This is a genomic window from Streptomyces sp. NBC_00178 (assembly GCF_036206005.1).
GTDB lineage: Bacteria > Actinomycetota > Actinomycetes > Streptomycetales > Streptomycetaceae > Streptomyces.
In genome coordinates this window covers 391,820-404,812 of sequence record NZ_CP108143.1, presented here as the reverse complement: position 1 = coordinate 404,812, position 12,993 = coordinate 391,820, and the positions used below count along the sequence as shown (strand labels likewise).

Below are 12,993 nucleotides of genomic sequence, written 5' to 3'. Positions count from 1 at the left end.
GACCACCCAGCGGCGAGGAACGGACACCCCGGAGGGAGCGGCGCGCATGACCAGGTACGCGCACAGGACCGCCGTCGTCGTCGAGGGGGAGGCCGGCATCGGTCTGGCCATCGCCAAGCGGCTCGTGGAGGGCGGCGCGACGGTCGTGCTCGCGGCCCGAACCGCGCAGGAGCGTGCCCACGCCGTGGCCCAACTCGGCTCCTCCGCGCGGGTCGTGGCACCGCTCATGGTCGAGGACGCCCTCGCCGCGCAGGCCCGGACCGCACCGGCGGACGGCGGGGGAGGCGTCGACCTCCTCTTCTCCGACGCCGTACCCACCGCAAGGCGCCTGCTGCCCCATCTCGAGGACGGCAGCGCGATCGTGCTCACCGCCCCCACCCCGTGCCCGGACGTGGTGAAAGCGCTCGCCGCCGAACTCGCGTCCAGGGGCATCCGCGTGAACGCGGTGGCGCCCGGCTGTATCGAGGCGCCGGGGGCCGGCGCCGTACCCCTGCCTCCGCTGGGCCGGCTCGGCGCGGCGGAGGAAGTGGCCCGTGCCGCGCTCTTCCTGGCCACCGAGGCGACCTTCACCACCGGGGTCCGGCTCCCGGTCGACGGCGGCCTCGGCCCCGCGTGAACCGGCGCCCGCGCACCGCCCCCGCCATCCGTACTCCCCCTACGCCCCCGTCCCTTCCGGAAGACCTGGAGCACACCCCATGAGCACCGCACCCGACACGGCGCCGGCCGCCGCGGCACCGGACCCGACGAGCGGAGGCGAGGCACAGCGGAAACTGCCGCTGTTCGCCCTGCTCGCCCTGGCCACCGCAGTCTTCATCACCAGCCTCACCGAGACCCTTCCCGCCGGTCTGCTCCCCGCGATGAGCCAGGACCTGCGGGTGAGCGAGTCCGCGACCGGTCAGACCGTCACGGTCTACGCCATCGGCACCGCTCTCACGGCGATCCCGCTCACCGCCGCCACCGCGGGCTGGCGGCGCAAGAAGCTGCTGCTCACCGCGATGGGCGGCTTCGCCGTCGCCAACACGGTGACGGCCGTGTCGACCGTCTACGAGCTGACGATGGCGGCCCGCTTCGTCGCCGGTGTGGCGGCCGGCCTCGCGTGGGCCCTGCTCGCCGGCTACGCGCGGCGCATGGCGCCCGCCCACCTCCAGGGCAAGGCGATGGCCGTCGCCATGGCGGGCATTCCCGTCGCGCTCTCCCTCGGCGTGCCCGCGGGTACGTTCCTCGGCGACTGGCTCGGCTGGAGTGTCGCCTTCCTGGCCATGACGGCCCTCACCGTGCTGCTCCTGGTCTGGATCGCGGTGGCGGTACCGGACTTCCCCGGGCAGGGGCGCGGCGAGCGGCCGAAGATGCTGCCCACCCTGCGCGTGCCGGGGGTGACCCCGGTCCTCTTCGTCACGCTGGTCTTCGTCCTGGCGCACACCATCCTGTACGCCTACATCGCCACGTACCTCGACGACCTCGGCCTCGGCGGCAGCACGGGCCTGCTGCTCCTCGTCTTCGGTGCCGCGTCGCTGGTGAGCATCTGGATCGTGGGCGCGCAGATCAACCGCAGGCTGCGTGGCCTCACCGTCGGCGGCGCCCTGCTGGTCGCCCTCGCAGCCGCGCTTCTGGCCCTGCTCTCGGACACCACCGCTCTCGTCTACGTCGCCGCGGTGCTGTGGGGCCTCGGCTGGGGCGGCGTGCCCACCTTGCTCCAGACCGCCGCCGGCGACGCGGGGGGCGAATCCGCCGACTCGGCACAGGCGATGCTCGTCACGCTCTGGAACGTCGCCATGGCGGGGGGAGGCATCGTGGGCGGTGTCCTGCTCGACGTGGTCGGCAGCACGTCCTTCCCCTGGACGGTTCTGCTGCTCCTGCTTCCGGTGATCGCGGTCGTCCTGTACGCCCGTAACGCGGGCTTCCCGTCGCGGCGGCCGGTGTCGCCGGCCGGGACGGCGGTCACGGACCCGGCGGCCTGACGTACGCACCGCACGCACGGTGGGGCCGCCGCTGATGACCGATCGTCATCCGGCGGTTCCGTCCGTGCGCCACCACCGACGGGCGCGGGAGGCGGGAACGGCCCGCGTAAAATGGCCATGTTCATGATTTGTTAATATTCCTCCTGAGATGTCCTCGGGGCGGTTACGGCACAGGTGGAGCCGGTCCCGTCCTCCGCCGTCCTCAGCCGAGCGGGCGTCGCCGCAGGCCGTTTGCGCAGGTCGACCCGCGAACGAGCGAAGTAGAAGGCGTGCCCGGGCAAACGAGGCCCCGGGCGGTACTTTCACCTCGTACACATGTGCCATGCATCCGCCCGGGTGCAGGGCGCCGGCCGGTGTCGAGGGGGAGTGGCGTCAGATGTCGTCAGGTGACGTACGCGCGGGGCTGCCGGACGATGGCGCACGCATGCGCACCTTCGTCGATGAGGTCTTCGGGGCGTTCAAGCGACCCGAACAGCGCCGCTGGGCCCAGGTGTACCTCTGGACCCTGATCCACCTGTCCGGCGGGAGGACGCCGCGCCGCGCCGCACGGGCGAACTCCCTGCCCCCCGCCGCCGCACGGGGTCTGCACCGCTTCATCAACGCCAGTCCGTGGGACTGGGTCCCGGTGCGCCGACGGCTCGCCGGCCTGGTGGCCGCGCGCACCGCCCCGCAGGCCTGGACCGTCGCCGAACTCATCATTCCCAAACGAGGCGAGCACTCGGCGGGCGTGCACCGGCGCATGGACGCGGTGACCGGGCGCACCGTCAACTGCCAGCGCGCGCTGGGCCTCTTCCTCGCCTCGGGCGCAGGGAGCTACCCGGTGGACTGGAGCCTGGTGCTCCCGGGCGTGTGGGACTCGGACCGGGAGCGCAGGCGCCGGGCGCGCATCCCCGGGACGGAGGCCGGGCGGACCGCCGCCGACCACGTCCTCCGGTACGCCGCCGAGGTGGCCGCGCAGCCCCGGATCCCGCGCCTGCCCTGGGTGCTCGACCTCACCGGGTGCGACGACGCGGCCGGGGTCCTCGCGGGCCTGGCACGGCTGCGGGCCGACGTCGTGTGCGAGGTCGCCCCGGACCAACGGGTGCTCGCCGGCCGGCACACGCCCGTCGTGACCACGGTGAGTGCGCTCATGCAGGTGCCGCGGTCCCGCCAGACCCACGTGGTCCTCCGTCAGGGCGCTCCCGGAGGCATCAGGGCCGTCCCGGTCCCCGCGCACTCCGTCGCGGTGGGGCTGGCGCACCCCGGCAACGACGTTGCGGGCGCGCGCCCCTACCGAGTTCTGCAGCGGCCGGACCCCGACGGCCGACAGCCTGCCCGGTACTGGCTCACCACACTCGCGGACCACCGCGTGGAAGAGGTGCTCCAGCTCGCCCGCGGCCACACCGCGGCGCTCTCGGCGGTCACCGTGCTCGGCCGGCGGTTCGGGGCCCTCGACTTCGAGGGCCGCTCCTTCCCCGGCTGGCACCATCACATGACCATGGCCTCGGCCGCCTACGTCTACCAATGCCTCTTCGGCGCCCGCGATGCACCCACCGCACCGACGGAACCGGCCGGGGCTCCTTCCGAAGTACTCACGGGCGCCGGGAACCGACATGAAACAGCGGAGTGAGGACGGGGCAGTGAGACAGGTACTCGTCGTGGAACACGACACCGAAACCGCCGCCGCCAGGGTGAGCGATCTCCGGCGACAGGGTTTCACCGCTCGCAGTGTCGGCACCGGACGGTGGGCCCTGCGGGAGCACGCCGATGCGGATCTGGTGCTCTTCTCCCTCGAACTTCCCGATATCGACGGTCTGGAACTCTGCCGTTCCCTACGGAACAGCGGCAATACGGCCCTGATGGCCGTCACCGACGCCGACGACGAACTCGGGCGGGTCCTCGCACTGAATGCGGGCGCGGACGATTGCGTCGTGAAGACCTGGGGATTCCGGGAGGTCGGTGCCCGCATAGAAGCAGTGCTGCGTCGTGCGCAGCCCCGGCAGGCCCTTCCGGCCGAGATATCCCTGCGCCATCTCCATATCGATCCACGTCTACGGGAAGTGCGTCTGCACCATCGGCTCGTCGGCGTCACGTCGAAGGAATTCGAACTGCTCTACACGCTGGCCGCCACCCCGGAAACGGTGGTGACGCGGAAGGAGCTGATGGCGCGCGTCTGGGGCAGCGACTGGGGACACACCAGCCGCACCATCGACACGCACGTGAGCAGCCTCCGCGCCAAGCTCGGCAACAGCGGCTGGATCATCACCGTCCGGGGAGTCGGCTACCGCATGGGCTACGCCTGGCGCATGCCCGAGTCGGCCGTCGGCTGAGCGTTCCCGGAGAGGGGTTCCGGGGGAAGGGCCGCGTCCGGCGCCCGTGATGCCGCCCCGGCGGGTCGCACCCAGCCCCGCGCGCACCGGCCCTCCCCGCCCGCCGCGTCACACCACCGCGCGCTCCAGTCTTCGCAGCAGTGGGTGACGCGCCTCGTCGGTGATCCCCGCCGACCGGCGGGCCCACCACGCCGAGGCCAGGTTCGACGTCAGCAGTGTGCGCCGCGGCTCCTGCCGGGCCAGCTCGGCGAGGGCGGCGAGCGTGCCCATACCCGTACCCGTGAACAGGAGCGCCGTGTCGCGGGGCAGCTCCCGCTCCCGTATGCGCCGCAGGATCGCTGCGGCCGTCACGGCGTACGGGTCGTAGTGCGGGTCGCCGTTCACGTCCGGGCCCTCGTCCACCGGTACGAGCACCACGCCGTCGACCGTCAGGCCGGCTCGTTCCCAGAACGCGTGGGACGTGTCGGTGAGCCACGGCTGATAGGGGGACACCAGCGTCAGACGGGACACCCCCAGCGCCTCGCAGGCCGCGAGGATCGCCTGCGTGGAGGACCGCACGGGAGTACCGGCACGCTCGGACAGTTCGTCGCAGAAGGCCCGGTCGCCGTCGGGGCCCAGGAGGTAGTGCGACGCGCTGCAGGCCACCACGATGGCGTCCAGGCGCAGCGCGCCGAAACCGCCGACCACGTGCGGCAGCACCTCGTTGTACCTCTCCAGCATCGCTCTGAGCCCGGCCCCCGGGGTCACCGGGAACCGGGAGGCGTAGACGTTCACCGCGTCGCCGAGCAGCTGGCTGAACTCGGGTTCCGCCGTGGGGTTCTCCGGTGGCACGACGACACCGAGGCGGGGCAGTGGGAAAAGGTCCATGCCCGCACCGTAGGACGTGGGTCGCAGAGGTGATCCACGATCGGACGAGAATTGGCGCCTCCGCACACCGGACCAACATTCCCTTTCCTTCTTGACATTCCTTGACACTTCATCACGGAGACCTGACCCGGCAGCCGTTGCTCTTTCCTTCCGAGGGGCGAAGGATGTTGATCGGCGGTCAGCGCCTATGAAGCCCCCGAATCCCGCCTCACAGAATTTTCGGGAATGCAGACCCCTTTCGGGAACAAGGAGTAAATGAAATGGCAGCAGCAGAAGGCCCCGGGGCACCGGAGAGGCTGCCCCGCATATCCGATGCGACACTGCGGGACTCCGCACACATGGCAGGTGTGGAGTTCGGCCCCGAGGATGCCGCCGCCATCGCGGAGCTGCTGGTGGCCACGGGCGTCGAGCTCGTCGAGGTGGGCATGGTCTCCGGCCCGGACTCCAAGGACGCCGACCTGGTCCTCGCCACCCACGAGGCCGTCGGCCCCGAGCGCAGCATGACCCTTCTCGTCGTACGCGACCGCCGGCAGGTCGCGCTGGCCCTCGACGAGGCCGAGCGCCTGGGCGTGCGGCACATCATGTACTCCATCCCCACCTCCGAGCAGCACGCGCGGCTGAAGCTCGGCTCGGACAGCCCCAAGTTCCTCCAGGCGCTCGCCCGTTCGGCCATCACCCAGGCCAAGGAACGTGGCTTCCACGTCACCTTCAGCGGCGAGGACGGCGCCCGCACCCCCAAGGAGCGGCTGGTCCCCTATGTCGAAGCCGGGTTCGGCGCCGGCGCCGACCGCTTCAGGCTCGCGGAGACCGTCGCCTTCCTCTCCCCCTGGCGGATGCAGGAGGTGATCGCGGACATCGTCGCCATCGACGGTTCCGAGATCGAGATCCACTCGCACAACATGCTGGGCATGGCCGTCGCCAACTCCCTCGCCGCCGTGCGTGCCGGCGCACAGTGGATCTCGGCGACCGTCGGGGGCATCGGCGAGCGCGGCGGCAACGCCCCGCTGGCCGAACTGCTCACGTCCCTCCGCGTGATCCACGGTGACACCCGCTTCGACCTGACCCACCTCACCGAACTGTCGAGGATCGCCCTCAGGGGCGCAGGCCTCGGAGACGCCTTCCAGTCCGGACCGACCACGCCGCACGCCTTCGCGTACGAGCTCCCCGGCCAGCTGAGCCACCCGGAGGCGTACGAGACGCTGCCGGCCGAGCTCGTCGGCAACAGCCGGGAGCTGCGGGTCCGCGGCCGCCTGACGACGGCCCTGGTCGCCTGGGCCCTCGCCGGAACGGACCTGAGTGTCGACATCGAAGCCTTCACCGCCTGGCTGGCCGACCGGCAGGAGCGTGTCGGCCGCCCCCTGCTGGACCGGGACGCGATCCGCAAGGCCGCCATCGACTTCCGGCCCGTACACGTCTGACCACCCGCCACCCCGCACACCCAAACGGAGTTGAACCATGTCCACCGCCACCCTGACCGGCGTATGCCCCGAGTGCGAGACCGACCTGACCGTGCCCCCGGTCACCGAGGGCGAGACCCTCTCGTGCCCCGAGTGCGTCCTGACCCTCCGCGTCGAGGCCGTCGAGGACGGCCGGCTGACGCTGGAGATGGTCGAGGTGCAGCTCCGTGACTGGGGCCAGTGACATGGGCCGTCTCCGTGCCGTCGCCCTCGTCGCCGACCGCGTCGCCTGGGAGGAACGCCTCCTGATCAAGGCGGCCCCGGCCTTCGGCCTGCGTATCGACTGGATCAACGACGAGTCGCTCTCCCTCGGCCACCCGGACGCCCCCGCCGTCAAGGGATACGACACCCTGCTGATCCGAAGCCGCAGCTACACCCGCGGCGGGCTCATCGCCACGCTCGCCGAGGCGGCCGGCATCCCCACGCTGAACACCGCCCGGGCCATCCACGCCTGCGAGAACAAGGCCGCCCTGCGCGCCCTGCTGCACACCGCGGGCGTGCCGGTGCCGGACCACCGGCTCGTGCTGTCCCGCAAGGACTTCGACAAGGCGCTCGCCGACCTGCCACTGCCCCTCGTCCTGAAGCCCGTCTTCGGCGGCATGGGCAAGCGGGTCACGCTGATACGGCACGCCGACACCGCGCACTCGGTCTACGACTACATCGAGGACCTGGCCCACGCCTTCGAACAGGCCAGTGTGGTGGAGCCGTACCTGGGCGGCAGCTCGGTCCGGTGCCTCGTCGTCGGACGCGACCTGGTCGGCGCGGCGGAGTTCGAGAGCGGCGGGAGCGACTGGCGCAACAACGCCGCCCTCGGCAACAGGAACCGCCCCGTCGGCCACGACCCCGACGTACTCAAGATCGTCGACGGGGTGGTGGACGTACTGGGACCAGGCATCTACGGCGTCGACCTCTTCGCCACCCCCGACGGCTACGTCGTCAACGAGGTGAACCACGCGCCCGGTTTCCGGGCGGTGGCCTCCGCCACCGGAGCGGACATCCCCTCGGCCATCGGCCGCCATCTGCAGGAGCTGCTCGCATGATCCGCGCAGGAGTCGTCGGTGCCTCCGGGTTCACCGGTGGCGAACTCATCCGACTCATCACCCAGCACCCCGGCATGGAGCTGACGTTCCTGGGCGGCTCGTCCAGCATCGGCAGGCGTCCCTCCGAGCTCCATCCCGCCCTGCGCATCCACCAGAACCTGACCGTGCGGCCCGTCACCGAGGACGTCGCGGACCAGGTCGATGTCCTCTTCCTGGCCACCCCCGCAGCGGTGTCGGCCGAGCTGGCCGGCCTGTTCGCCGACCGCATTCCGGCCGTCGTCGACCTCAGCGGCGCGTTCCGCATCCGGACTCCGCGCCTCCACGACCGCTGGTACCCGAAGGTCGCGCGGCGCACCGACCTGGCGGACCGCTTCGTCTACGGCGTGCCGGAGCTGGTCGGCGACCAGCTGAAGGACGCCTCACTGATCTCGCTGCCCGGCTGCTACGCCACGGCGATCACCCTGGGCCTGGCCCCGCTCACACTCGGCCTCGGCCTCGCACTGAAGACCGTGGTGGTGGACGGAAAGAGCGGGTCCAGCGGCGGCGGGCTCCAACTGCGCACCTCCGACCTGCACCCGTTCAGGGCCGGTGCCATCGCCCCGTACTCCCCGACAGGTCACCGGCACGCCGCCGAGGTCGCCGACTTCCTGGAGAGGAGCAAGCCCGGCACCGTAGGCAACCTGTCGATGTCGGCGTACGGCGTCTCCCACGTACGCGGGCTGCTGACCTCCTCGTACGTGTTCACCGACGAGAAGGTGGACCAGCGCGAGCTGTCGCGGGCCTATCTGCGCTTCTACAAGGGACGCCCGTTCGTGCGGGTGCGACGGCACGACGAGACGCTGATCCCGGTGCCCGACCCGCAGGCCGTGCTCGGGTCGAACTTCGCCGACGTGACGGTCCTGCACGACGAGGAGGGCGGCCGGATCGTCGTGCTCGCCGCACTCGACAACCTCGTCAAGGGGGCCGCGGGCCAGGCCGTGCAGGCCGCGAACCTGCGGTTCGGCCTGCCGGAGGGGACCGGGCTGACGCAGCAGCCGGTGATGCCGGCATGAGCGCACGGAGTCATGTGCCCACCGTGGTGAAGCTCGGCGGGAGCTGCCTCGACGATCTGGACGGGGAGTGGTGGGACGACCTCGCCCGCCACGGCCGGGAGCACCCTCTGGTCCTGGTCCACGGCTGGTCCAAGCCGCTCAGGGAGCTCGGCGCCCGCTACGGCGAACCGTCGGCGATCCTGCGCGACCGGTACGGCAACCAGAGCCGGTGGACGACCCCCGAGGTCATCGACGACATCAAGACCGTCAGCAGCGAACTGGCCGACGTCGTCCTGCGGCGGCTGGAGCACCGCGGGATCACCACCGAACGGCTGCTCGGCAGCGACGGCCTCGTGAGCGCGGGCCAGGGCGAGCGCTGGTGGTGGCGGGAGAAGCGACTCGTCGAACTGGACAACCTCGTCGGCCCGATCACCGGAGTGGACGTCTCCCCTCTGAAGAACCTCCGGCCCTCCCACGCCTACCTCCTCACCCCGCTGGCGCGGAACGCGGCCGGCCAGGAGGTCAACACCGACGCCGACCGGGCCGCCGCCGCAGTCGCCGCAGCCACCGGCGCGACCGACCTCGTCCTCGTCACCGACGTCGCCCACCTCCTGATCGAGGGCGAGCCGGTCCGCCTGATCGGCCGCAGGGAAGCGGCAGCCTTCCGGGACAAGGGCGCGAAGGGCGGCATGCGCAAGAAGCTGCGCGCCGCGGGGGAGGCCCTGGACCAGGGCGTGGAGCGGGTCGTCATCGGCAGCGCCGCCGTCACGGACCTGCTCGCCGGCCGGACCGGCACGGTCATCACCGACGCGCAGGCACCCACCCACACGTCAGGAGCGAGCGCATGACGCGGCCCCGTGTACTGGTCGTCAACAACGGAACGCTGTCCCTCAGACAGCTCCAGTCCCGCTTCGAAGCGTTGGGGTCGCAGACCGAAGCGACCGACGCCCGCTCCGTGCCCGCACGGGTGGACGGCCGCTACCAGGCCATCGTGCTGAGCGGAACCAAGGTGCGCGCCTACGACAGCGAGTACTACAAGCCGCTGATCGACCTCGTCACCCGAACGGACGTGCCGGTGTTCGGCATCTGCGGCGGTCTGCAGATCCTCGGCGTCGCCGCCGGCGGACGCCTCGAAGAGGGCCCGCAGCGGGTCGGCGGATACGAGGCGCAGGTCGACACAAAGGAGCCGATCTTCACCTACGTGAAACCGACGGTCACCGTCTTTCACCGGCACACCCTCTACCTCCGCGAAGCCCCGGCCGGCTACCGCGTCATCGGCCGCTCCGCACACGCACCGGTCGAGTTCCTCCGCTCCGACGACGGCCGCGTCTTCGGCTCGCAGGCCCATCTCGAGTTCCGCAAGGACGGCCTGGAGATCCTGCGGGGTTTCGCGCAGCTCTACCGGTGACCGGACCTCACCTCCCGCTCCCGACCCCCGTACACACCAGACGCAAGGAAGCAGCCATGAGTGCTCCGGAAGAGCCGCAGGACCCCGCCCTCACCGTCCACCTCAACGGCAGCGGCGGCGACATCAAGGGCTGGGTGGTCGTCGACACGCTCGTCGACGGCCTGGCCATGGGCGGCACCCGGATGACCACCGGGGTGACCGAGGAGGAGGTCGCCGGCCTCGCCCGCGACATGACCGAGAAGTTCACCCTGGCGGGTCTGCGCATCGGCGGTGCCAAAGCCGGGATCGTCTCCGACGGCACCGACCGCCAGGAGACCTTCCGCACCTTCGGCCGCACGGTGAAGCCGCTCCTCCACGGCGGCATCCACCTCGGCATCGACATGGGTGTCACCCCCGCCGACCGGGCCGTCTTCTTCGCCGAGGCAGGCTACGACCCCCGCTTCCGCCTCGGTGCCCCCGACATGCCGATCGACTGGCGTACCTACTACGAACCCCTCATCGACGCCACCGGGCACGGCGTCGGGGTCGCCGCGATCACCGCCCTGGAGTCGAGCGGGCGCACCGGGCCGGCCCGGGTCGTGGTGCAGGGCTTCGGCGCGGTGGGCCGGGCCGTGGCGCGGTTCCTGGAGGACCGGGGGCACGTCGTCGTGGGCGTCGCCGACGTGCAGGGCACCATCAGCGCGGAGCGGCTTCCGGTGGCCGGGCTGACCGCCGTCACGGACGAGTACGGGCGGATCGACCGCAGCCGCCTGCCCGGTGACGTCACACTCTCCGCCGAAGCGGACGCCTGGCTGGATGTCGACGCGGACCTGCTGATCCTGGCGGCGCAGAAGTACGCGCTCACCGCGGAGAACACCCACCGTCTGAGGGCCGGCCTCGTCGTCGAGGGAGCCAACCTCGCCTCCAGCGCGGTGGCGAAGGAGAAGATCGCCGCTTCGGGCGCCTCCCTGGTCCCCGGCGTGATCGCCAACATCGGCGGCGCCGCCTCGGCGGCCCTGGCCGTCACCCGGGTCGTCCCGTTCAACCTGCCCGCCCAGGCGCGCAAGGACTGGGTGTTCGACTGGGTCGGTGACCGGGTCCGGCAGAACACCCGGGACCTGCTGGAGATCGCGGCCGCACGGGCGGGGAATCCGCTGCCCGAGCTGCTCGCGGCCCGCCGGAAGGACCGCTGATGAGCACAGCGGCCACACACGTGGTCCCCGCAGCGGTGACCGTCCCCGAGGAGCGTGCCGCCGCATACCGCCGGCGCGGCTGGTGGCGGGACGAGAGCTTCCTCGACGACCTGCACCGGCAGGCCCGCCTGCACCCGCGCCGGCTGGCCGTCGCGGGACGGCGCGTCACTGAATCCCGCACCGACACACTCGACTACGCGGAACTGGACCGCCTGACCGACCGGTTCGCCCTGGGCCTGCTCGACCTCGGCGTGCGGCCGGGGGACTTCGTCGCCGTACAGCTCCCCAACCGGTGGGAGATGGTGCCGCTGATCTTCGCCTGCATCCGTGTCGGCGCCGTCGTCATCCCCGTCTCGCCCGTCTGCACGGAAGCGGAACTGCGCCACCGCCTCGGCCTCACAGGGGCACGGGTGTGCGTCACCCTCCCGGAGTGGGCCGGCACTCCGCTGGCCGAGACCGTCACCCGGCTCATGGGTGAACTGCCTTCCCTGGAACACGTGATGGTGGTGGACGGCCCAGCTTCCGAGGGCGCGCTGCCCTTCCACGAACACTTCGTGGCCGAGGCGCGTGAAGAGCGGGAGGGAGCGGCCGCCCGTCTGGACGGGCTGGCGCTCGGCGCCGACGACCCGTTCGTGGTGCTGTTCACCTCCGGCACCACCGGCCTTTCCAAGGGCGTCGTGCACAGCCAGAACACGGTCCACTCCGCGGTACGCGGGTACGCCGACGCGTTCGGCGGCGCCGACGGCTGGGTCACGGCCGTCTCGACACCGCTCGTCCACTACTCGGGGTTCGCGCAGGGCGTCCTCGCCGGCGTCATGCTCGGCGGCACGACCACCTTCCAGGACGTACGCCGCAACGAGGCGCTGCTCGACCTGGTGGAGCGGTACGGCGCCACCCTCCTGTACGGTCCGCCCGCCACCCTCGCCGACGTGACGGTGTCACAGCGGACCGATCCGCGCGACACCAGCACGCTGCGACACGTGGTGATCGGCTCGGCGCCGGTCCTCCGGGAGCTCGCGGACGAGGTACGCGAGACGCTGGGAGCCCGTGCCCACTCGCTCTGGGGCATGTCAGAGAACGGCCCGGTGACCACCACCCGGCCCGAGGACCCCGAGGGCTGGGCGTCCCGGAGCAACGGCACCGCCATCGACGCCATGGAGACGCGCATCGAGACGTCCGAGTCGTTCGGGACGACCGGTGTCCGGGAGAGCACGGGGGCGGTGGGACGGCTCAAGGTGCGTGGCGCGTCGCTCGCGCTCGGATACCACAGGCGTCCGGAGGCATTCGCGGCGGAACTCGGCGCGGACGGCTGGTTCGACACCGGCGACCTCGCCCATGACGACGGCCGCGGCGGCATCCGCATCATCGGCCGGGCGCGCGACGCGATCGTGCGGGACGGACACGTGGCGCCCATGGCCGAGTTGGAGGCGGTGATCGGCAGCCACCCCGATGCGGTCGAGGCAGCGCTGGTCGGCCTGGAGGCGCCGACGGACCGTGAGGAGGCGCCGGGCCCGGCGAACGTGATCGTCGCCGTCGTGGTCGGGCGCCGCGGCCAGGGCCCCTCGCTCGACGAGGTACGGAACCGCATCACCGAGGCGGGCCACGACATCCGCTTCCTGCCGGACCGCCTGGAAGTGGTCGGGGCCCTCCCCAAGACGCTGACCGGGAAGGTACGCAAGGCCGAGCTGCGCGAGCGGTACGCCGAAACCGCACCCGCACCTCGATCCACGTCCGCCACCCACCCCTGACGG

Annotated in this window: 13 protein-coding genes; 12 read left to right on the top strand and 1 reads right to left on the bottom strand. The window is 71.8% G+C overall.

Going from position 1 to position 12,993, the window contains the following annotated elements; translation table 11 throughout:
• Window positions 1-46 precede the first annotated feature (46 nt).
• The 4 genes from OHT61_RS01595 to OHT61_RS01580 all read left to right on the top strand — a co-directional run bounded on the left by OHT61_RS01595 (window position 47) and on the right by OHT61_RS01580 (window position 4,267).
• Window positions 47-616 carry an SDR family NAD(P)-dependent oxidoreductase gene (locus OHT61_RS01595; RefSeq protein WP_329034324.1) on the top strand — a complete coding sequence of 190 codons (570 nt, stop codon included), beginning with the start codon at window positions 47-49 and terminating at the stop codon, window positions 614-616.
• Between the two features lie 79 nt (window positions 617-695).
• A complete protein-coding gene (locus OHT61_RS01590; RefSeq protein WP_329034323.1) occupies window positions 696-1,958 on the top strand; it encodes an MFS transporter in 1,263 nt (420 codons plus the stop codon).
• Between the two features lie 376 nt (window positions 1,959-2,334).
• A complete protein-coding gene (locus tag OHT61_RS01585) occupies window positions 2,335-3,567 on the top strand; it encodes an IS701 family transposase (RefSeq protein WP_329034321.1) in 1,233 nt (410 codons plus the stop codon).
• Window positions 3,551-4,267: a response regulator transcription factor gene (locus OHT61_RS01580; RefSeq protein WP_329034319.1), complete on the top strand. Its 717-nt coding sequence runs from the start codon at window positions 3,551-3,553 to the stop codon at window positions 4,265-4,267. Before OHT61_RS01585 ends, OHT61_RS01580 begins: the two co-directional genes overlap by 17 nt.
• 108 nt (window positions 4,268-4,375) lie before the next feature.
• Here OHT61_RS01580 and OHT61_RS01575 read toward each other — a convergent pair whose 3' ends face one another.
• Complete coding sequence (locus tag OHT61_RS01575) at window positions 4,376-5,134, bottom strand: maleate cis-trans isomerase family protein (protein WP_329034317.1); 759 nt, start codon at window positions 5,132-5,134, stop codon at window positions 4,376-4,378.
• Window positions 5,135-5,394: 260 nt separating this feature from the next.
• Between OHT61_RS01575 and OHT61_RS01570 the strand changes: the two genes are divergently transcribed.
• The 8 genes from OHT61_RS01570 to OHT61_RS01535 are packed head-to-tail and all read left to right on the top strand — an operon-like array spanning window position 5,395 to window position 12,990.
• Window positions 5,395-6,552 carry an isopropylmalate synthase gene (locus OHT61_RS01570; RefSeq protein WP_329034316.1) on the top strand — a complete coding sequence of 386 codons (1,158 nt, stop codon included), beginning with the start codon at window positions 5,395-5,397 and terminating at the stop codon, window positions 6,550-6,552.
• Between the two features lie 37 nt (window positions 6,553-6,589).
• A complete protein-coding gene (locus tag OHT61_RS01565; RefSeq protein WP_329034314.1) occupies window positions 6,590-6,775 on the top strand; it encodes a lysine biosynthesis protein LysW in 186 nt (61 codons plus the stop codon).
• A gap of 1 nt (window position 6,776) precedes the next feature.
• Window positions 6,777-7,631, top strand: coding sequence for an ATP-grasp domain-containing protein (locus OHT61_RS01560; RefSeq protein WP_329043055.1), 855 nt, complete (start codon window positions 6,777-6,779; stop codon window positions 7,629-7,631).
• On the top strand, window positions 7,628-8,683 hold the full coding sequence (gene argC / locus OHT61_RS01555; protein WP_329034311.1) for an N-acetyl-gamma-glutamyl-phosphate reductase: 1,056 nt from the start codon (window positions 7,628-7,630) through the stop codon (window positions 8,681-8,683). The genes OHT61_RS01560 and argC overlap by 4 nt, the downstream gene beginning before the upstream one ends.
• Window positions 8,680-9,510 carry an amino acid kinase family protein gene (locus tag OHT61_RS01550; protein ID WP_329034310.1) on the top strand — a complete coding sequence of 277 codons (831 nt, stop codon included), beginning with the start codon at window positions 8,680-8,682 and terminating at the stop codon, window positions 9,508-9,510. The genes argC and OHT61_RS01550 overlap by 4 nt, the downstream gene beginning before the upstream one ends.
• Entirely contained in the window at window positions 9,507-10,070 is a 564-nt protein-coding gene (locus OHT61_RS01545) for a type 1 glutamine amidotransferase (RefSeq protein ID WP_329034308.1), read from the top strand. The genes OHT61_RS01550 and OHT61_RS01545 overlap by 4 nt, the downstream gene beginning before the upstream one ends.
• A gap of 56 nt (window positions 10,071-10,126) precedes the next feature.
• Entirely contained in the window at window positions 10,127-11,242 is a 1,116-nt protein-coding gene (locus tag OHT61_RS01540; RefSeq protein ID WP_329034305.1) for a Glu/Leu/Phe/Val dehydrogenase dimerization domain-containing protein, read from the top strand.
• Window positions 11,242-12,990 carry an AMP-binding protein gene (locus OHT61_RS01535; protein ID WP_329034303.1) on the top strand — a complete coding sequence of 583 codons (1,749 nt, stop codon included), beginning with the start codon at window positions 11,242-11,244 and terminating at the stop codon, window positions 12,988-12,990. Before OHT61_RS01540 ends, OHT61_RS01535 begins: the two co-directional genes overlap by 1 nt.
• Window positions 12,991-12,993 lie beyond the last annotated feature (3 nt).